The 21985-nt window shown below is 46.5% G+C and carries 16 protein-coding genes; 13 read left to right on the top strand and 3 right to left on the bottom strand.

Translation table 11 applies throughout. The features are described from left to right. Positions 1 to 3 precede the first annotated feature (3 nt). Positions 4 to 4467, bottom strand: coding sequence for a glutamate synthase large subunit (gene gltB / locus EKN56_RS16025; protein WP_130592711.1), 4464 nt, complete (start codon positions 4465 to 4467; stop codon positions 4 to 6). A 718-nt stretch (positions 4468 to 5185) separates the two neighbouring features. Here gltB and EKN56_RS16020 point away from each other — a divergent pair. The 4 genes from EKN56_RS16020 (at position 5186) to mtgA (ending at position 10112) form a co-directional block, all read left to right on the top strand. Continuing rightward, entirely contained in the window at positions 5186 to 6112 is a 927-nt protein-coding gene (locus tag EKN56_RS16020; RefSeq protein ID WP_130592710.1) for a TIGR01212 family radical SAM protein, read from the top strand. A 129-nt stretch (positions 6113 to 6241) separates the two neighbouring features. Further along, positions 6242 to 8572, top strand: a complete 2331-nt coding sequence (arcB, locus tag EKN56_RS16015; protein WP_130592709.1) for an aerobic respiration two-component sensor histidine kinase ArcB — start codon at positions 6242 to 6244, stop codon at positions 8570 to 8572. A gap of 173 nt (positions 8573 to 8745) precedes the next feature. Further along, entirely contained in the window at positions 8746 to 9399 is a 654-nt protein-coding gene (gene elbB / locus EKN56_RS16010; RefSeq protein WP_130592708.1) for an isoprenoid biosynthesis glyoxalase ElbB, read from the top strand. Between the two features lie 23 nt (positions 9400 to 9422). Then, on the top strand, positions 9423 to 10112 hold the full coding sequence (gene mtgA / locus EKN56_RS16005) for a monofunctional biosynthetic peptidoglycan transglycosylase (protein ID WP_407656559.1): 690 nt from the start codon (positions 9423 to 9425) through the stop codon (positions 10110 to 10112). A gap of 72 nt (positions 10113 to 10184) precedes the next feature. On the opposite strand, the gene EKN56_RS16000 is transcribed toward mtgA, so the two are convergent. Together EKN56_RS16000 and EKN56_RS15995 are read right to left on the bottom strand one after the other, a co-directional pair. Then, positions 10185 to 10763, bottom strand: coding sequence for a hypothetical protein (locus EKN56_RS16000; RefSeq protein WP_130592706.1), 579 nt, complete (start codon positions 10761 to 10763; stop codon positions 10185 to 10187). A 2-nt stretch (positions 10764 to 10765) separates the two neighbouring features. Next, positions 10766 to 12037, bottom strand: a complete 1272-nt coding sequence (locus tag EKN56_RS15995) for an ExeA family protein (RefSeq protein WP_168189674.1) — start codon at positions 12035 to 12037, stop codon at positions 10766 to 10768. Between the two features lie 1283 nt (positions 12038 to 13320). Here EKN56_RS15995 and EKN56_RS15990 point away from each other — a divergent pair. Genes EKN56_RS15990 through gspK form a run of 9 tightly spaced genes read left to right on the top strand, consistent with a single transcriptional unit; the run spans position 13321 to position 21978 of the window. Then, a complete protein-coding gene (locus EKN56_RS15990; RefSeq protein ID WP_130592704.1) occupies positions 13321 to 14094 on the top strand; it encodes a PDZ domain-containing protein in 774 nt (257 codons plus the stop codon). Positions 14095 to 14116: 22 nt separating this feature from the next. Beyond that, positions 14117 to 16144, top strand: a complete 2028-nt coding sequence (gspD, locus tag EKN56_RS15985) for a type II secretion system secretin GspD (RefSeq protein ID WP_130592703.1) — start codon at positions 14117 to 14119, stop codon at positions 16142 to 16144. Positions 16145 to 16163: 19 nt separating this feature from the next. After that, entirely contained in the window at positions 16164 to 17648 is a 1485-nt protein-coding gene (gspE, locus tag EKN56_RS15980; RefSeq protein ID WP_130592702.1) for a type II secretion system ATPase GspE, read from the top strand. Next, complete coding sequence (gene gspF / locus EKN56_RS15975; RefSeq protein WP_130592701.1) at positions 17648 to 18856, top strand: type II secretion system inner membrane protein GspF; 1209 nt, start codon at positions 17648 to 17650, stop codon at positions 18854 to 18856. Before gspE ends, gspF begins: the two co-directional genes overlap by 1 nt. A gap of 7 nt (positions 18857 to 18863) precedes the next feature. Continuing rightward, the gene (gspG, locus tag EKN56_RS15970) at positions 18864 to 19340 is read left to right on the top strand and encodes a type II secretion system major pseudopilin GspG (protein WP_130592700.1); all 477 of its coding nucleotides are present in this window, start codon (positions 18864 to 18866) and stop codon (positions 19338 to 19340) included. Continuing rightward, positions 19340 to 19885, top strand: a complete 546-nt coding sequence (gene gspH, locus EKN56_RS15965; RefSeq protein WP_130592699.1) for a type II secretion system minor pseudopilin GspH — start codon at positions 19340 to 19342, stop codon at positions 19883 to 19885. Before gspG ends, gspH begins: the two co-directional genes overlap by 1 nt. Beyond that, complete coding sequence (gspI, locus tag EKN56_RS15960) at positions 19866 to 20243, top strand: type II secretion system minor pseudopilin GspI (RefSeq protein WP_130592698.1); 378 nt, start codon at positions 19866 to 19868, stop codon at positions 20241 to 20243. The genes gspH and gspI overlap by 20 nt, the downstream gene beginning before the upstream one ends. Then, a complete protein-coding gene (gspJ, locus tag EKN56_RS15955; protein WP_130592697.1) occupies positions 20240 to 20971 on the top strand; it encodes a type II secretion system minor pseudopilin GspJ in 732 nt (243 codons plus the stop codon). The genes gspI and gspJ overlap by 4 nt, the downstream gene beginning before the upstream one ends. Continuing rightward, on the top strand, positions 20968 to 21978 hold the full coding sequence (gene gspK / locus EKN56_RS15950) for a type II secretion system minor pseudopilin GspK (RefSeq protein WP_130592696.1): 1011 nt from the start codon (positions 20968 to 20970) through the stop codon (positions 21976 to 21978). The genes gspJ and gspK overlap by 4 nt, the downstream gene beginning before the upstream one ends. Positions 21979 to 21985 lie beyond the last annotated feature (7 nt).

Below are 21985 nucleotides of genomic sequence, written 5' to 3'. Positions count from 1 at the left end.
CTCTTACTGCGCCTGAATCCGCAACTCAGCGCTGGAACGGCTACGATGGCCGAGCAGTGCTTTGATATCGCTGGATTTTGGTTTGACCAGGACAAATTTAGTTGCCCACACGGACCAGTTTGCCAGAATTTCTTCTGCTCTGGCGGAACCGGTGTTCTGGATATGTTCGGTTAGCAATCCACGCAGATGCTCTTCGTGAATGGCTAATGCATCGACTGCCAGTACTTCAACCAGTTCAGGATTAACCCGTTTACGGAACTCATTATCTTCATCCAGTACATAAGCGAAACCGCCGGTCATACCCGCCCCAAAGTTGATACCGGTACGACCCAGAATACAAACAATACCACCGGTCATATATTCACAACCGTTATCACCAATGCCTTCAACTACGGTAATCGCACCGGAGTTACGCACGGCAAAACGTTCACCTGCGCGACCTGCGGCAAACAGCTTGCCACCGGTTGCGCCATACAAACAGGTATTACCGATAATGGATGCTTCATGCCCACGGAAAGCAGAGCCTACCGGTGGGCGAATAATGATGGTGCCTCCCGCCATGCCTTTACCCACATAGTCGTTGGCGTCGCCGGTCAGAGTGAGTTCAACTCCACCGGCATTCCAAACGCCAAAGCTTTGTCCGGCGGTACCGTTAAAGTGAACTTTGATAGGATCGCCTGCCAGTCCCTGATCGCCATGTTTCTCGGCGATAGCACCGGACAGTGCCGCGCCTACCGAGCGGTCGGTATTGCGGATATCAAAGTAGAACGATTTGCTCTGTTTCGCCTGCATATAAGGTTCTGCCTGAGTCAGAATGGTCTGGTTCAGAATGCCTTTATCAAACGGCGGGTTGTTTTCGGTGCAAAACAGCGCTTTGCCCGGATGTGGCTGAGCACAGTGCAGCAGACCGGAGAGGTCCAGACGCTGCTGTTTAGCTGAGAAGCCGTCCAGCTCGGTTAACAGATCGGTACGTCCAATTAGATCGGTTAGCTGTGCGATACCCAGTTCAGCCATAATCAGGCGAGTTTCATGAGCGATAAAATTAAAGTAGTTAATGACCCGCTCTGGCAGGCCGTGATAGTGGTCTGCACGCAGCTTTTCATCCTGTGTGGCAACGCCGGTAGCACAGTTGTTCAGATGGCAAATTCGCAGATATTTACAGCCTAATGCCACCATCGGGCCGGTACCAAAACCAAAGCTTTCTGCGCCAAGAATGGCCGCTTTAATGATATCCAGTCCGGTTTTCAGACCACCATCCACCTGCAGACGGATCTTATGACGCAGGCCGTTAGCCACCAGTGCCTGCTGGGTCTCTGCCAGACCTAATTCCCAAGGGCTGCCGGCATATTTCACTGAACTTAATGGGCTGGCCCCGGTGCCGCCGTCGTAACCGGCAATGGTAATTAAATCAGCATAGGCTTTAGCAACGCCGGTAGCGATGGTACCCACCCCCGGTTCAGAAACCAGTTTCACCGAGATCATGGCTTTATGATTGACCTGTTTGAGGTCAAAAATCAGCTGGGCCAAATCTTCGATAGAGTAGATATCATGATGAGGCGGTGGTGATATCAGGGTTACGCCGGGAACGGAATAACGCAATTTGGCAATATAAGGGGTCACTTTATCCCCCGGCAATTGACCGCCTTCTCCCGGTTTTGCGCCCTGGGCTACTTTAATCTGAATAACATCCGCATTGACCAGATAGGCTGGAGTAACACCAAAACGACCAGAAGCCACCTGCTTGATGCGAGATACTTTATTGGTGCCATAACGCACCGGGTCTTCGCCACCTTCGCCGGAGTTAGACTTTCCGCCAATAGTGTTCATGGCAATCGCCAGTGATTCATGGGCATCCGGACTTAGCGCACCAATAGACATCGCGGCGGTATCAAAACGGGAGAACAGCGATTCAGCCGGTTCAACTTTATCAATCGCAATAGCCTGAGACTCATCCTGTGGTTTTAGCGCCAGTAAATCACGCAGTGTGGTTACCGGACGCTTGTTTACCAGATCGGCATACAATTTATAGTCTTCATAATCACCTGATTTCACTGCGGCCTGTAGGGTCGACACCACATCAGGATTGTAAGCATGATACTCACCGCCATGAACAAACTTCAGCAAACCGCCCTGATCCAGTGGTTTACGTTTCAGCCATGCCCGTTTAGACAGATTGAGCAGATCTTGCTGGAAATCGCTGAAGTGAGCACCACCGATACGGCTGGAGACCCCTTTAAAACAGAGTGCTGTCAGCTCGGAGTGCAGACCAACGGCTTCAAACAGTTGAGAGCAACGGTAAGAGGCAACGGTAGAGATGCCCATTTTGGACATAATCTTATACAGACCCTTATTGATACCGTTTCGGTAATTCAGCATTACCCGGCGCTGCTGTTTCTCAATAACGCCGGTTTCTACCATTTTGGCCAGCGTTTCATAAGCCAGATAAGGGTAGATAGCGGTGGCACCAAAGCCTAACAGCACGGCAAAGTGATGCGGATCGCGGGTACTGGCGGTTTCAATAATAATGTTGGCATCGCAGCGCAGGTTTGACTCCACCAGACGGGTTTGTAACGCGCCCACCGCCATGGGTGCCGGAATCGGCAAACGGTTCGGCGCAATATTACGGTCAGACAGTACCACCAGAACCGTGCCCTGACGCACTTTCTTCTCGGCTTCATCGCACATGGCGATAACAGCAGCATGCAGGTCCATTTTGTCCGGACAGTAGGTGATATCTACCGTATCGGCCCGGTAATACTCCTCTTTCAGCGTGGTGAGCTGAACAAAGTCAGAGTACAACAATACCGGAGAGGTAAAACTCAGACGGTGAGCCTGACCTTCCGCTTCACAAAAGACGTTCATCTCACGACCAATATTGGTGGCCAGTGACATGACGTGAGCTTCGCGCAGTGGATCGATCGGCGGGTTAGTGACCTGCGCGAACTGCTGACGGAAGTAATCGTAAATAACCCGCGGCTTGCTGGAGAGTACGGCGAATGGGGTATCATCACCCATGGAACCGGTAGCTTCCTGGCCATTTTCGCCTATAACGCGGATTACCTGCTCCAGTTCTTCGTTACTGTAGGCGAACTGCTTCTGGTAGGTTTCCAGCAGCGTATCATCCATTTCACGACTGCCCACCTGGTCATCCGGCAGATCTTCAAACGGCGTTAAGCGACGAACGTTTTTGCTCATCCAGCTCAGGTAAGGGTGACGGCTCTTTAAGTCATTATCGGTTTCATTGGTGCGCAGAATTCTGCCGGTGCGGGTATCGATCACCATCAGCTCACCCGGACCAACGCGGCCCTTTTCAACCACTTCATCCGGTTGATAGTCCCAGATGCCGACTTCGGAGGCGCAGGTAATTAGCTTATCTTTGGTAATCACATAGCGGGCAGGGCGCAGACCGTTACGGTCCAGATTACAGGCGGCATAACGCCCATCGGACATAACAATACCCGCCGGACCATCCCACGGCTCCATATGCATGGAGTTAAAGTCGAAGAAAGCGCGTAGTTCTTCATCCATATCCGGGTTATTCTGCCATGCCGGTGGAACCAGCAAACGCATGGCCCGAATCAGATCCATTCCACCGCTAAGAAACAGTTCCAGCATATTATCCAGCGAGCTGGAGTCAGAACCAGTTTCATTAACAAATGGAGCTGCATCCTGTAAGTCAGGAATCAGCGGCGTTTTAAATTTATAGGAGCGAGCTCTGGCCCACTGACGGTTACCGGTGATGGTATTGATTTCACCGTTATGTGCCAGATAGCGGAATGGTTGCGCCAACTGCCAGCGGGGTACGGTATTGGTGGAGAAACGCTGGTGAAACAGACAAATGGAGGATTCTAACCGCAGATCCGCCAGGTCGAGATAAAAACGCGGCAGGTCAACGGGCATACACAGCCCTTTATAGATGCTGACCACGTTCGATAGGCTACAGACGTAGAAGGTCTCATCTTCTACCCGTTTTTCGATACGGCGACGCGCCATAAACAGACGACGCTCCATATCCAGTGAGCGCCAGCCTGCCGGTGCGTTAACAAAAATTTGCTCAATACGCGGTAGGGAAGAGAGTGCAATTTCCCCCAGCATATCCGGATTGGTTGGCACCACGCGCCAGCCAATAATTGAAAGGGTTTCACGTTGAAGTTCTTCTTCAACAATTTTACGGCTGGCTTCTGCTTCTTCCGCATCCTGACTTAAAAATAGCATGCCGACGGCGTAATTTTTTGCCAGTCTCCATCCTTGCTCTTCCGCCACCAGACGGAAAAAACGGTCAGGTTTTTGTAGTAATAGCCCACATCCATCGCCGGTTTTACCATCCGATAATATCGCGCCGCGATGCTGCATGCGTGACAGGCCATGAATAGCCGTTCTGACGACTTTATGGCTCGGCTCGCCTTCTATATGGGCGATAAGGCCGAAGCCACAGTTGTCACGTTCTTTCGACGCGTCGTATAGCATGATATTGCTCTCCAGTTACCCCATGTGTGTATTTCTGATGTTGTTATAGTTTGCTGTCTATCCGGTAGATAGCGGACACCCCGTTTCCCGTGTTGATAACCACGCTATCTGCTATATCCGTTAATTATATTTTCCAGTCCAGAGAGGGATGTATGGTCAGCGTTATGGGGACACTCCGCATACATAACGCCACTGTTATTGGATAGCAGAATCTATTCCTTAGATCCTTAATAATGGCGCTCAACCAACTTAATATACAAAGAGAATTCAGGTCAAATATGCAGCGTAAAACGCGCTATTTTATGCTTTTGTGGTTATCTGATTGAATATAAAAAGATTTATAACCTATTTGAGATAAGGGTTTTGTTTTTGAGTAACAATAAAATGTGAGCTAAGTCACTGTGCTATTGGCTGGAGAATATGTTCATTCTCTCCTGATATCGCATATTCTGGTACTATATGTCGGTTTTTGAATTATCTTTAGTATTTAATTGTGTTGTTTGTTGTGATTATGTTACGGACTGGTTGAGTATCAGTATAAAAAGAAATCATAACAGGCTGGCGTTCTTCATTTTGGCTTATATCGACATATATTCTGTGGTCACAGCCCGACTGATTTGATCTTTATCACCTCGTGAAGGAAGAATTAAGCGTAGTCTGGTGGCCCTTTTTCTCCCGGAGAGATAATAGAATATCCTTCTAAAACATCTGATTAATCATGCAACTGAATCGACATATCAATATGTTTGGTGCTGACTTACAGCAGCGCTACGGCGAAAAAATTCATAAGCTGACGCTGCATGGCGGGTTCAGTTGTCCTAACCGTGACGGTACGGTGGGCCGGGGAGGATGTACTTTCTGTAATGTGGCTTCTTTTTCAGATGAGGCACAGCAGCATCAGAGTATTGCAGAACAGTTGGCGCGTCAGGCGAAGAAGACCAACCGGGCCAGTCGCTATCTGGCCTATTTTCAGGCCTATACCAGCACTTATGCAGAGATTTGTCTGCTGCGTGATATGTATCAACAGGCGTTGTCACAGGCGGATATTGTTGGGATCTGCGTTGGTACCCGCCCTGATTGTGTATCCGAGCCAGTATTAGACTTATTGTCAGGTTATTGCCAGCAGGGCTATGAGGTGTGGCTGGAGTTAGGGTTACAGAGCGCGAATGATAAAACCCTGAAAAAAATTAATCGTGGTCATGATTTTGCCTGTTATCAGGCAACAACGATTGCCGCCCGGCAGCGGGGAATTAAAGTATGTACTCACCTGATTGCCGGATTGCCAGATGAAAGTATCAATGACAATTTAGCGACGATTGCCAGAGTGGTGGAAACGGGCACCGATGGTTTAAAGCTGCATCCTCTGCATATTGTTACCGGCAGCACCATGGCAAAAGCCTGGCAGGCCGATCGCCTGACGGCTCTGGAGCTGGAAGAGTACGTACAACGCGCCGGTGAAATGATCCGCCATACGCCGGTTGATATTATTTATCACCGGATTTCGGCAACGGCACGTCGTCCAACCCTGTTAGCACCACTGTGGTGTGAAAACCGCTGGCTGGCGATGAATGCTATTGAGAAGTATCTTATTGAGATAGGGAATCAAGGATCGGCTTTGGGACAAAGCTTTATTCCTCGCGGATAACGACGGAGTAGCCCAATTAACTTTGTTATCAATATGAAATTAATGCATTATTTGATTTAACTGCATTTTTCGCTATTTATCCCCGGTTTACGGTATGATTTCGGCGATAAAAAAATCTTGGGAGTAACAATGAAGCAACTGCGGAAATTAGCCCAGTATTATGTTGATGCCATGGTGAAGTTAGGCCTGGTACGCTTCTCTCTTATTTTAGCGTCGATCATTATTGTTTTGGCTTTTACCGTGCAGATTTCGGTAACCGCAGCGCTGCATGGCGAAATTGAACGCATCGATGTTATCCGCTCTATTTTCTTTGGGCTGCTGGTCACGCCATGGGCAGTCTATTTTCTCTCTATCGTGGTTGAACAACTGGAAGATTCTCGTCAGCGTTTAGCCAAGCTGGTTGAAACGCTGGAGGATATGCGCGCGCGCGATTTAGAACTCAATCATAAACTACAAAATAATATTGAGCGTCTGAATCAGGAAATTGGCGAGCGGATAAAGGCCGAAGAGGCCAGAGAGCGGGCAATCGAAGAGTTACAAATTGAGATCGCCCAGCGCCAGCAGGCGCAGATTGAGTATGAGCAACAGTCAGTCTTTCTGCGCTCGTTTTTAGATTCGTCTCCCGATCTGGTGTATTACCGGGATGAAGAGGGGCGTTTTTCTGGCTGTAACCGGGCAATGGAATTACTGACCGGTCGCAGTGAGAAACAGTTAATTGGTTTAAGCCCGGATGATATTTATAACAGTGAAGTGGCAGAAAAAGTCATCGAAACCGATGACAAAGTGTTTCGCCATAATGTTTCGCTGACTTATGAGCAATGGTTGGTTTATCCGGATGGCCGCAAGGCATGCTTTGAAGTACGTAAAGTGCCTTTCTATGCGCTGGATGGTAAACGCCATGGTTTAATGGGATTTGGCCGGGATATCACTGAGCGTAAGCGCTATCAGGATGCGTTGGAAAAAGCCAGCCGCGACAAAACCACCTTTATTTCTACCATCAGTCATGAATTAAGAACGCCATTGAATGGTATTGTCGGACTTAGCCGCATTTTGCTGGATACCGATCTGAATGCCGAACAGCTTAAATATCTGCGTACCATCTACGTTAGTGCTACTACGCTGGGATATATCTTTAACGATGTTATCGAGCTGGATAAAATTGAACGGCGCAAAACTCAACTGGAAATCGCGCCGCTGGATTTACTGAACTTCCTTTCAGATTTAGAAAACTTATCCGGGCTGTTAGTTGAGCCGAAAGGCCTGAGCTTTACGCTGGAATATGGTGATAATCTGCCCGCCTTTATCATGACGGATGGAACCCGCTTAAGACAGATTCTGTGGAATCTGATCGGTAATGCGGTGAAGTTTACCTCTCAGGGCGGGGTGACCATTCGGGCACGCCGTGAAGGGGAGAACCACTTCTACTTTGAAGTGGAAGATTCCGGTATTGGTATCCCACAGGAAGAGATTGATAAGATTTTTGCCATGTACTATCAAGTCGCCAGTAAACACGGCGGTCGTCCTGCGACCGGAACCGGCATTGGGCTGGCGGTATCTCTGCGTCTGGCTCAGGCAATGGGCGGCGATATTTTTGTTAAGAGCGAAGTGGGTAAAGGTACTGTCTTCACCGTATTTATTAAGGCATCGGTAGCAGAAAAAGAGGCTCCGCAGAAAGAAGAGTTACCTTCAGCTTCTTTAAGGGTATTATTGGTAGAAGATATTGAGCTGAATGTGATTGTTGCCCGTTCAGTGCTGGAAAAACTGGGGCATACTGTTAGTGTTGCGATGACAGGTACGGAAGCGCTGGAGAAGTTTAAACCAGGTGCGTTCGATCTGCTGCTGTTGGATATTCAGCTACCGGATATGACCGGTTTTGATATTGCCCGGCAGATTAGAACCCATTATGCGCCCGAAGAGATCCCACCGTTAGTGGCGCTAACCGCAAACGTATTAAAGGACAAACAAGAATATCTGAACTCAGGGATGGATGATGTACTCAGTAAACCGCTTTCGGTACCGGAGTTAATGGTAGTCATCAAGAAAATCGGAAGTGCCCAACTAAAAATGTTACCTAAATTACAGGAGCAAGGCGCGATGAAGCCCAATGAGTCTATACTCGATTTAACCATGTTAGAGCAGTATATGGAGTTAGTTGGTCCACAGCTTATTCTTGACGGTTTGACCATGTATGAACAAGTGATGCCAGGCTATCTGGCGGTACTTGAATCTAATATGACGGCCAAAGATGAAAAAGGTATCACCGAAGAAGCACACAAAATTAAAGGGGCTTCCGGATCTGTTGGGCTGAAACATCTTCAACAACTGGCTCGCCAAATTCAAACGCCAACGTTGCCTGCATGGTGGGATAACGTGGAAGAGTGGATTGATGAACTGAAGCTGGAGTGGCGTAATGATGTTCAGGTATTGCGCACTTGGGTTGAGGCCCAGGAAAAACGCTAACAGATATCAATACCAATGATTTTAATGCGGCGGAATCGAAAGGTTTGCCGCGTTGTTGCTTATGGCTACGGGTAAATTTTCGATATTAAATGTCATATCGAATAACAGACCGAATGTCGCGGTGATAATCGGTAAAATTAATAACCAGATTGGTTTAACGGGAGGAGTGATTGATGAAACGGGTTGCCGTTGTATTAAGTGGATGCGGTTTTTTAGATGGAGCAGAAATCAACGAGTCAGTATTAACCCTGTTGGCGTTAGACCGTGCTGACGCGGAAGTAACCTGCTTTGCGCCCGATCAGCCACAGTCCGATGTCATCAACCATTTTACCGGTCAACCAGCCACTGAGAGCCGTAATGTGTTGACTGAATCTGCGCGTATTGCCAGAGGTAAAATTCAGCCACTGTCTCAGGCTGATGCCGCGCTGTTTGATGCTTTGATTGTTCCGGGTGGTTTTGGTGCCGCAAAAAATCTGAGTAATTTTGCTTCTCGCGGTGCCGAGTGTGAAATCAATCAGGATTTGACTCGTCTAGTAAAAGCGATGCATAGCGCGGGTAAGCCGATGGGCTTTATTTGTATTGCACCGGTATTGTTACCAAAAATGCTAGGCGTTCCGGTTCGGTTGACCATCGGTAACGATATTGATACCGCCGAAGTGGTGGATGCTATGGGCGGTGAGCATATTACCTGTCCGGTTGATGATATCGTGGTGGATGAAGAGCAAAAAGTCGTGACCACACCAGCCTATATGCTGGCGCAGCGCATCAGCGAAGCCGCTCAGGGTATTGAAAAACTGGTAGCTCGCGTATTGGTGCTGAGCGAATGAAGAAGTTCGCCCCTTCAACAATGATGGGGCGCCTGCTGTTTTGGTTAAAACGATGCATTAAGGTTGTTTTACTGATTTGGGGTGCCGGGATCATTATCTTTGCCTTTTTACCGGTGCCATTTTCTGCCGTCATGGTAGAAAAGCAGCTGGGAGCCTGGTTTACGGGTAATTTTTCCTATGTTGCTCATCAAACCTGGGTATCGATGGATGATATCTCCCCTCATATGGCGTTGGCGGTGATTGCCGCAGAAGACCAAAAGTTTCCGGATCACTGGGGCTTTGATATGAATGCCATCGCTTCAGCATTCAGCCATAACGAACGTAAACCTAATCGTATTCGGGGTGCTTCAACCATTTCTCAGCAAACGGCTAAAAACCTGTTCCTGTGGAATGGCCGTAGTTGGGTACGTAAAGGACTGGAAGCCGGATTGACCGTTGGCATGGAACTGGCGTGGACTAAGCGCCGCATTCTGACGGTCTACCTGAACGTTGCTGAGTTTGGCGAGGGCGTGTTTGGCGTTGAAGAGGCGGCACAGCGTTACTTTAAGAAATCGGCCAAAAATTTAACCCCTTCAGAATCGGCAAGATTAGCGGCGGTTTTGCCTAATCCCATTCGTTATAAAGCTAATAAACCTTCCGGCTATGTGATTCAGCGGCAAAACTGGATATTGTGCCAGATGAGGCAGTTGGGAACGGGAACGCTGGACTGGTAACACAGAATCAGAATGCAAAAGCTCAGAGGTATCAGCTCTGAGCCCGGTAAGTTTGCTGTTGAAGTTGCCACTCTATTTCTTCTGTGGTTCAGTGGTTACCTGTGGGATATCTGAATTATATTCCCGGCTCTGTTCCTGTAGCGCTTGTGCCAGCCGCTCCCTTAAATTTCGCGTTGCTTCACTTTCACTACTGTTATCACTGACTGGCGTCCTGACCTTATTGTTCATCGGTGCTAATGGAATATCACCTTCAGGTTCACCTCTTATGACATCACGATCCACCAGCGGCTGGTTGAGATTATCCATCGTCGTCAATGGCGATGGTGCCTGCGGTTGAGGTAATGGTTTAGTGGTGTAAATATAGTGCATATCAGACAGAAATATTTCTGGCTGATCTTTTGGTACTGCAGGGGTAGGAACTGACGTTGGAACTTCTATCGGTTTAGGATAGAGATATTGCCAGTACATATGACCAAAGGTGCCCGCAATGATAAGCAGGGAAGCGCCTATTGAACCTGCAACAAGATACAAGCCTAACCGAAAAGGGCTCAGTGGTGCTGCTGTGATACGAACCCGGTCATTAGTTCGTTGGTTAGTTTGGTTGCGTTGATTACGCTGATTACGATAAGCAGTCAGGGAGATAGCGGACATGGTTACTGTATCCTTTGCTTGATTACCGACACATCCGGTATATTTTGTTCTTTTATTAACTTCGGTGAATCACCGGAGGCCAATGCTAATTTCATCAGTGTTTCTGAACCGACCAGCCCGTCATCTTTTAACCATTCATTCTTCTGAAACTGTTTAACACTCTCCATCAGCTCGGGAGACCAGGCATTCTTTTTACTCTTAGGTTTAAGTAACGTGCGGCTTAACATCTTGTCCAGCCAGGCAATTTCGCTACTGCTGCTGGTGCCATCGATTTTATCGCGGCCTAATGGTGTTAGCCGATAGAAGATAATGTACTGTCCGGTACTTTTTTGTTCAAACCAACTGCTGCTGGTTTGCCAGGTGCGATTATTAATCAACAAATCGATATCTGTTTTCCCAACCCGAACCACGTTGACATAGCCAATATTGTCGTCAACTTTCACTTCAGCTATCCATGGGTAACCTACTTTTTCCATCTCTTCCAGCTTTGCCTGCCCCTTTTTACATTGCAGGTTAGCTCTGCCGGCTTCTTCACAAAAAGCATCATCGTTCGAAACGTCATAGCCCCATATTTTGTACATTTGCCGCATGGCGGCTATCTGGTTGCCGATTTCCAGATCTACCGCTGGTTCAGATTGTGGTTCCGGAACCACTATCGGGTCGGGTTCCGGCGGGTTCCAGGCGGTTGGATGTGGTAACAGTGGAGAGATAACCGGCAACATCGCCCAGCCTAGGGCCAGACAAACAACCACCGATGCTAATGCAGTGGATAACTGAGCAAGCGTAACTCTGCATGATCCGGTAATCTCTTTGGTTGCCATTCGTAGATGATGTTGAGTGATAGCTTCGCTTCGCTCGGCATAAGCTCCTAGTAGCGCGTAATGAGCAATTCGATTTACCAGTGAAAGCTTGCCTTTGGCTGCCCGATAAATCCATCGTATCTGTTGAGGGGTAAACAGCGCAGGATTACCATCATTCCAGGACAATTGATGCTCAAAATACTCTGTGTACTCACGTAGGGCAGGCATACGAAAGTTAAGATTAGTGTGTAACCACGATTGAAAGGTTTTGGGTAATAAGCGCCCCAGCTTTTCAGAACCACACAGAAGAATGGTCAGCGAGGCATTTTGTTCTTCGGCTTGAGCAAGGCGCTTTTTTAATATGTCCCAGCATCCTTCCGTCATACATTGGGCTGAGGTAACGATCAGTAACTGTGAATTGGTGGTGATAAATCCATGATTGACCACCTGATGATTGGCCTCAATGTTTTCCAATTTTTTTATTAACTCTTTTTTTGACAATGAGGGAGAGGCATTGATGGTTAGGCTGTGGCCATGATATTCAGCACTAACTCTTTTAATAACATCATTCAGGCTATTTTCATCTTGTGAATAGAATCCAATAACCCCCTTTTTATTACAGGCATGAGAAATTAATAAGTAGATACTATGAAAATATTCAAGAAAAAAACGATTGTTATGAAAAATAGTATTTCTAAAGGGCTCGCTACCAAATTTAAAATGTTCTAAGTACATAATTATTATCACCATTTACGATATTGAGACCGCGGTTTGTTTTATCTGGATGGGTTTTTATTCATTTAAATCAACATGATATATTTTGTGTGATTGTTGGTGAAAAATACTCCAGCGATCAACAAATATTGTTGACCTCCGGATAAAATATTATTTAATTCAACGCGATCAAATTATTGAACTTAATTATAAAATTATCATTGTGATAATGAATTTATAGTTCTCGCATTTCACCCTGTCAAGAAAGCGCATTTTTTTCACGTTAAAAACAAGTGATAAAAAGTCGTTTTAGCAATCTAAGGGTAAATAGTCAGCATATTGGTTAATTTTTAATGATAGCTACAAGAGATAACTAACGGTTTTCGTTATCGCTAATAATTTATTTTTAATGTTGATTAATGATTAATGATTAATGATTAATGATTAATGATTAATGATTAATGATTAATGATTAATGTTTTTATATGAGATGAATTATTTTTTTCTTATGGTGATGATCACAGAATCGATAAATTAGAAAGACTGATATTGGTGAGAAAATGTAACCGATTTTTTAACGCAAGAGAAAGTGAAATTTCATATAGCGCATTATGTCATTTCTGTCTGTCATACATAAGTAATATTTTTAATGCTGTAAGGAACGCTAGTCTTTATAATTTATGCCATGAGAAAGTGTTAATTAAAATGTGCAATGTTAGTCGATTTGTTATTTCTCTAAGTTAAAATCTTAGATGATTTATTTCATTGTCATGAATGTAATGACTTATAAGAATATTTATAACAAAAATAATGCTAAAGTGTTATTTTTATTTTCATATATTATATTTTTATTTTCTTAACTTATATGTGCTTATCAAAAATAAGGCATAACCGTCTTTTTTAGGATAAGAAATGTGTGGATTTAGTCAGCAATTATGGGGAAAATATTCTTAATCCAATAAGTGTACAAATACGTTAATTATTTCCCGAGTATTCGGGTTGGTAGCTTATTGTTCCTGTTTTATCTATAAGGTATTTGAATTATGCAGATTAATATCATTAATAAATACACCGTTCCGGCACTGATTCTGGGGGTTTGTGGCCTTGGGGCTTTTCAGGCTTACCACACTTATGATAATCATAAAAACTACACATTAAACAGCAATATCAAACACTCTACACACAAAACAAAAAAGGTGGAAGAAGCTATGCCAGTGACTCTGACCTTGTTTAATGCGCCGCAGAAAGCTGCTCCCGGAGCCGCTAAAAAGGCCCCGTTGGTATTAGACATCAGCGCTATTGTATATAGCAGTAAGCCTGGGTTATCTATCGCGACAGTTAATCAGGATGGAAAGCAGGTCAGTCGTGAAGGCGAGAAATTACAGGGCTATGATGATGCCTGGATTGATTCGATTGAAAAAGACAGCATTCAAATTCGTGATAAAGGTGATGTGGAAACCGTACAATTAAAAAACCCTGATTATATTAAAGGTATTGATACCACTCGTATATTACCGGTAAAAGATACCAAATTAGTTGAGAATCATTTAGGCGATTATTTTATTTTAGGACCTGAATATAAATCATCAGATAAATTGGTAGGTTTAAAGATTACACCTAAATCGGCTTCTGATGTTTTTAAAAAGGCGGGCCTTAATCCTGGGGATATAGTTGTAAAAATAAACTCTAATGATGTAACAGGAAATAAAGAAATAAAATCTGTTATTGACCAATGGGCTAAGTTAGATTCTGCGAATATTACGATTAAGCGCGGTGGCGAAGATAAAAACATTCATCTAGATTTACAAATACTGTGACCCTATATGAATTAAAACTAATATGAAAAGAAAAATCTGCGCTCGCTCAGTGCTCGCATTATTGTTTTTATATTCCGGGCATTTAATCGCTGCTGATTTTAGTGCTAATTTTAAAGACACTGATATCAGAGAATTTATTGATGTTGCCAGTAGAAATTTAAATAAAACAATTTTAGTTGATCCGGCAGTTCAAGGAAAAGTATCAGTAAGAACCTATGACCTTCTTACTGAAGAGCAATATTATCAGTTTTTTCTTAGCGTATTAGATCTGTATGGTTTTTCGGCTATTCCGATGGATAACGGCATGATAAAAATTGTCCGTTCATCGACAGCGAAAACCGCGGGTGTACCGGTTGCAGATACCGCCAACCCGGGAAAGGGCGATGAAATCATTACCCGGGTTGTTCAAATGGAAAACGTACCCGTCAGGGATCTGGCTCCTTTATTACGCCAGCTCAATGATGCTTCCGGCGTGGGTAACGTAGTGAATTATGAACCGTCGAACGTTCTGTTACTGACGGGAAAAGCTTCTTCTATTAATCGTCTGGTGGATTTAGTTCATCGGGTTGATGCTTCAGGTGTACAACAAAGAGAAACCATTCCTTTGCAATATGGCTCTGCCAAAGAAATTTCAGACATGCTTAATAATCTGAGCAATGAAGAACAGAAAGGGCAGAGCGCACCACAGTTAACGGCAAAAGTAGTTGCTGATACACGCACCAATACTTTGGTATTGAGCGGTTCATCTCAGGCTCGGGAGAAAACCCGTAACCTGATTAAAAAGCTGGATCGTAACGAAAACAGTCAGGGTAATACCCGAGTGTTTTATCTTAAATATGCTAACGCAGTCAAAATTGCAGCAGTGTTAACCGGTATTGGTGACAAAATTCAAACCGATAAAGGTGGTGGTGCTAAGGCATCGGCTTCATTGTCCAGCAAAAATGACTTGAATATCACCGCTGACGATCAGACCAACTCTCTGGTTATTACCGCGCAGCCTGATGTTATGCAGTCACTGTCGCAGGTTATCGCTAAGTTAGATATACGACGGGCGCAGGTACTGGTTGAAGCCATTATTGTGGAAGTTCAGGACGGCGCAGGCCTGAATCTGGGGGTGCAATGGGCGACCTCTAACGGCATTTCTCAGTTTACCAATACCGGTATTCCTATCTTTACCGCCAGACGGGGTAAAGATCAGTTAGATATTGATGGCAAATTCACGGCGACGAACCCATTAACCGGGGTACTTGGGGGCTACAACGGTTTAGCCACCGGCTTCTTTAACGGTGACTTTGGCGCGCTGCTGACTGCACTGGCGTCTGATAACAAGAGCGACATTTTGTCAACGCCAAGCGTAGTCACGCTGGATAACCGCGAAGCCTCATTTAACGTGGGTCAGGATGTGCCTGTGCTGTCAGGCTCTCAATCTAATACTTCTGGCGATAATGTCTTCAGTACGGTCGAACGTAAAACCGTTGGTACCAAACTGAAAGTGACTCCGCTGATCAACGATGACAACTCGGTTCAAATGAAAATTGAACAGGAAGTTTCCAGCGTCGATCCAACGTCTGCTCAAAGTACTTTAGGGCCAACCTTTAACACCCGGACTATTAATAACGAAGTTTTAGTTAAGAGTGGTCAAACGGTGGTGTTAGGCGGTCTGGTTGAAGATTTCACCACCCAAACCGTCTCTAAGGTTCCTCTGTTGGGCGATATTCCATTAATTGGCCAACTGTTCCGCAGTACATCCAATACTAAAGCTAAACGAAACCTGATGGTGTTTATTCGTCCTACGGTTATTCGTAGCGATGCTGACTATAACTACAGCTCGAAAGTGAAATACAACAAGAGCCGTGAAGATCAGCAGTATCGAATTGAAGAGAACAAGATAGGCATCATTCCGCCGATCGATCCGAAAGTTCTGCCTGAATATCCGGATCATTTGTCTCCCGGAACTTTAGGCAGTACCGGAACTGACGAAACGACTCAACCGATAGTGCCAGCAACAACAACGCCAGCACCGCGTGGACGTAATCCATTTCGCGACTAAAGAGTAGAAGGCGGATGATATGGAAACTTCGAGCAAAGACTTCAGTTCCTATAGCTATGCCAAAGAGAATGGAATTCTATTGGATCAAGGCGACGTTTACCTGCGTGAGGATACGCCTTTACAGGCGTTACTGGAAATGCGGCGTATACAGGAACAGGCATTTACCCCTATTACGTTAACGGTTGAAGCGTTTGATGAACGTTTGTCACGAGTCTGGCAGCAGGGGAGCGGTATGTCCCAACAGATGGTCGATGATATGGACGGTGATATCGACTTAATGGCGCTGACAGAAGAAATACCGGATAGCGAAGATTTGCTGGATAGTGACGAAAACTCACCGGTTATTCGTCTGATCAACGCCATATTAAGTGAAGCGGTTAAAGAAGGTGCTTCGGATATTCATATCGAAACCTTTGAGCGCACCTTAAGTATTCGCTTTCGGGTAGATGGCCTGTTACATCCGGTTTTACAGCCAGCCAGAAAGTTAGCTCCGCTGCTGGTTTCCCGTATTAAAGTTATGGCCAAGCTGGATATTGCCGAAAAACGGCTGCCTCAGGATGGTCGTATCTCTTTGCGTATTGGTCGTAAAGCCATTGATGTGCGGGTATCGACCATACCTTCACAATATGGCGAGCGTGTGGTTATGCGTTTATTGGATAAAAACAATATGCGTATGGATCTGGGACAGTTGGGCCTGGCAGATGATGACCGGGAACATCTCGAAGGGTTGATCGCCAAGCCCCACGGTATTTTGTTAGTCACCGGACCGACAGGTTCCGGTAAGAGTACCTCTCTGTATGCGGTACTTTCTTCCCTCAATAGCTTTGAGCGCAATATTCTTACCGTAGAAGATCCTATTGAATATGAACTGGAAGGCGTTGGACAAACCCAGGTTAACCCTCGGGTTGAGATGACATTCGCCCGTGGTCTGCGCGCTATTCTGCGTCAGGACCCTGATGTTGTCATGATCGGGGAAATTCGGGATAGCGAAACGGCGCAAATTGCGGTGCAAGCATCATTAACTGGTCACCTGGTTATGTCGACTCTTCACACCAACAGTGCATGCGGTGCCGTTACGCGTTTACGGGACATGGGGTTGGAGTCGTTTCTGATCGGCTCTTCATTGTTAGGGGTTATTGCACAACGTCTGGTGCGTCGCCTTTGTAAACACTGCCGTACAACTTCTGAACTTTCCGCAAGGGAAAAGGCAATGTATAGCTTTTTACCTCAACCACCCGAAGTGATTTACCGCGCCGTTGGTTGTGAACATTGTCGTGACAGCGGCTATCAGGGGCGTGCAGGTATCCATGAGTTTCTGGTGATGAATACTGAATTGCGTCGCGCCATTAACGACAATCTGGATGAAATGACGCTGGACGATATATTGCGTAAACATACCCGAAGCCTGCGGCAGAACGGATTATTAAAAGTTATCAGCGGTGAAACCTCAATTGAAGAGGTGATACGCGTCACAGCTGAACAAAACGAATCCGGAGAAGCATAATGGCACATTACGCATGGCGGGCAACATTGCCAAATGGCAAAACCCAAAAAGGTACTTTGCAGGCGGATACGCCAAAGCAGGCACGCCAGCAGCTGCGTGAGCAGGGCATGACGCCAATCAGCATTGAAGAGACTAAGGCTGAGTCGGGCGGTAAAAAATCGTTTTTTTCGCGCAAGATCTCCAGTAACTCACTGGCGTTGTTTACCCGTCAGTTATCAACGTTAACCAACGCGGCATTGCCACTAGAAAGTGCGCTGAAAGTGATCGCTCGTCAGACAGAAGACGAAGTTATGGCAAGAGCCATTGATGATATTCATGACAAAGTCGTTGAAGGCTACTCTCTTTCTGATGCTTTAGGCAATTACCCTCAGGCGTTTGACAATTTATACCGCACGTTGGTGACCGCCGGAGAAAAAACCGGTCATCTGGGGGAAGTGCTCGACAAGCTGGCTGATTACAACGATCAACGTCAACAGATGAAAAGCAAACTGACTCAGGCAATGGTGTATCCCATCACGCTGACCGTGGTAGCGACAACGGTTATTTGTATTTTGCTGGTGGCGGTTGTACCACAGGTTATTGAACAGTTTACTCATATGAAGCAAGAGCTACCGGTGACCACGCGGACATTGATCGCCGTGAGTGACTTCTTACAGAACTATGGGCTTTTTATCCTGATTGGCATTATTGGTGCCGTGTTTGGATTTCGTACCTGGGTATCCAAAGGGAAAAACCGTCTGCGCTACCATAAATGGCTGGTGCGTTCGGCACCAATTAGCAAGCTGGTACGGGCGATTAACAGCGCCCGCTATATTCGTACCCTCAGTATTTTGCAGGCCAGTAGCGTTCCATTATTAGAAGCCATGAATATCTCGGTGGACGGGATAGAGAATCTTTATGCCAGAGAAGTGCTCTCCGAAGCGGCCGACAAAGTTCGTCAGGGGGCAACATTGAACTCTTCTCTGGAGCAAACACAGCTATTCCCACCGATGATGCTGTATATGGTGGCATCGGGAGAACAGAGTGGTGAGCTGGGGCCGCTGATGGAGCGCGCTGCAGATACTCAGGATAAGGCCCTTCAGCATCGCATTACCTTAACGTTAGCCGTTTTCGAACCCGCGTTGGTGATTACCATGGCGACCATTGTGCTGTTTATCGTCATGTCGATTTTACAACCAATCCTGCAACTTAATAACATGGTGAGTTGAACATATCATGAAAAATCAAATTGTTAATCAAGAAAGTGCGCGGAGCCAGTCGGGCTTTACCCTGATGGAAATCATGGTGGTAATCGTTATTTTGGGCGTTTTAGCCAGCCTGGTTATTCCTAACCTGATGGGCAACAAAGAGCGTGCGGACCGTCAAAAAGCGGTGAGTGATATCGTGGCGCTGGAAAATACCCTTGATATGTACAAGCTGGATAACGGTCGGTATCCAACCTCTGAACAGGGCCTTAAAGCGCTGGTTACCAAGCCTGAGCTACAACCGGTGCCTAAAAATTATCGTTCAGATGGCTATATTCGTCGTCTGCCGACCGACCCATGGAACAATGACTATTTAATTGTTAGCCCGGGGGAACATGGTCCGATTGATGTGTTCTCTGTTGGTCCGGACGGTGAGGCAAATACTGCCGATGATGTCACCAACTGGGACATGGATAAGAAAACTGAAGCTGAACCGGGACAAAAATAATGTCCAGCCATCGCTCCCGAGGTTTTACGCTACTTGAAGTCATGCTAACGCTGGTGATCTTTGCCATCAGCGCCACCATTGTGGTGATGACATTACCTTCAAAAAGCGGGCCGGGAGTGTTTGGCGAACAGTTTAAAACGCTGGTGGATTATGGATCAAGCAAGGCTGTCATGGAGGGAAGCATTGTTGGCCTGACGTTAACCTATCAGGGATATCAGTTGATGATTCTGAAAGGGAACGGAGAGGGCGCACAGGATAGCTTGCAATGGCAGCCGCTTGTGGCGGGGCGTATCACCACCCAAGGCGAGTTCCCGGAGGATCTGCGCGTCACCATTGAGCCGCAGAAAATGGCACTGAGTTTAAACGATGCGCCACAAATTATTTTTTTACCGGACGGTGAGGTCAGTTTATTCAGACTGACATTCGAGGGGGAGGACAGAAAAGATGTCTATTCTGTTGTCTCTCAAGGGGCATCTCCGGTTGAGGTGGTAAACGGCTACGGTAACGAAGCTAAAGAGGCAAAAGATGAGAAAGATGCGCAATGAGCAAGGCATGACTCTGCTGGAAGTCATGGTAGCCATGGCTATCTTCTCTTGCGCAGCGTTAGCTTTGATGAATACCGTAACTGTCAGCAGTCACTACACCCTACAGTTGGGGGAAACGTTACGCGCCAGTTGGGTGGCAGAAAACCAGATGGCGGAAGCTCGGCTAACCCGCCGTACCTTTACCGATCAACCCAGTGGTAATGAAGAGATTGGTGGGCAGACCTGGTACTGGCAGGCGCGATTAGCGCAGATGCCGTCTGGCGTAAAAGTGAATGAAGTTATCGTCTTTCGCGAAGGTGAGGAGGAACATCCGTTGGTTACACTACGTGATGCTTCGCTGGTCGGAGGAACCAAATGAACGCCTTAAAGCGTGCGCGCCAGCAGGGGTTCACCATGATGGAGGTGATCATTGCGCTGGTGATATTTGCCATGATCAGCATGATGGCGTGGCAAATATTAAACGGTTCAATGAGCAATTCTGCCGTATCGGATGCTCAATCGGCGCGGTTTAATCAGCTACAAATGACCTACAGCCGATTGGAACGTGATTTTTCGCAGGCAATGCCTCGAGCCCCCGTTGGCAGCAGTGCGGCGTTCCAATTGAGAGATGGCATCTTAGTTTTGACCACTCAGGACAGCGTGGCCAGTCTGGGAAATCCGCAAAGTGCCGATCTGATACGGGTTTCATGGTGGCTGAAAGATAATCAGGTTTATCGCGGTATCGCTTCAGTACTGGATGGTGCCAGTGTGACTGACTGGACCAAGATCCCAATGATTGACCGTGTAAAGAAAATGGATTGGCGCTTTTTTAATACCGACTGGCAGCCCCAGTGGGAAGAGGCGGAAATGATACCCAAAGGTATCGAACTAACGTTAACACTGGAAGACGATACGGTATGGCGTTGGGTGTTTATGACTCCGGGCAACTGGCCTAAGGGTGGAACCTCAAGCATTCAGGGGACAGATGAAAATGACCCAAATGCAGGGGAACAAAAACCGGATGCGGATAAACCGGGAGAGGCAGCTCCAACCGCCACACCGCCAACGCAGGGTGACAGCTCGCCAAATGCAGGAGGTGCTAAATGAATAGCGCATCCAAACGGCGTCAGCGAGGTGTTGCTCTGTTAGTGGTACTGATTCTGCTGGTATTAATGTCGGTGTTGGCTGCCCGTATTAGCCAGCAGTTTACGCGGAACTTGCAGAAGATTCAGTTTCAACTGGGTCAGCAAACTTTACGGTGGAATTCTGATGCGGCCGTGCAACTGGCGATTATCCGCCTGGGTGACGATTTAGCCGACGGGAAAAAGCCAAGTTCACTGGATCAGTCCTGGGCTCAGCCCATAAGTGTAAAAACGGAAGATTACCAATTAGACAGTCAGGTATTCGATGCACAAACCTGTTTTAACGTCAACAGCTTGCTGGCACCGGATAACAGTACGACTTCACCTTTACCGGGTGAAAAGGCGATGACACAAAAAGTGGTGGAATACCTGATGACTAACGCCGGAATTAATTCGGCAACGGCAGAGACGCTGTTTAACGAACTGACGGTGTATTTAGGCATCGATAGCGGCAGTGATAACAGTAAAGCCAGTTCGGCGGCGGAAGCCTTCAGGGCTATGCAACCGCCTAGAGTACCGGCTAAGCAGATGATGTACTCCATTAGTGAACTGAAGTTGCTGCCGGGGTTTCCGGTGGAGTCTTATGCCAGGCTGAGCAAATTGCTTTGTGCACTACCTAATACCAAAACCAAAGTGAATATCAATTCATTGACGCAGCAGCAGGCTCCTCTGCTTTCAGGATTATTTTTAGGAGAGCTTACGGCTGATGATGCCAGTCAATTGATTAGTAAACGGCCCGATAGCGGATGGGAAAGCGTTGAGGCATTTAGAGCTCAGTTAGAAAAGCAGTTTCCGGTGAAGGGGAAAGAGGCCTCCGCGGATAGTTATATGACGGTGAACAGTAATTTCTTCACGGTTTATACCACCGGGCGTACCGACAATCTGACTCTGCGATTTGTTGATAATTTGTACCTAGATGAAGAGACCAGAGAGGCTAGCCGCTGGTTACATCGATATCGAACTATTGAGTAGTAGGGAT

This window comes from Limnobaculum zhutongyuii (genome assembly GCF_004295645.1).
Taxonomy (GTDB): domain Bacteria; phylum Pseudomonadota; class Gammaproteobacteria; order Enterobacterales; family Enterobacteriaceae; genus Limnobaculum; species Limnobaculum zhutongyuii.
This window is presented reverse-complemented; position numbering and strand designations above follow the sequence as displayed.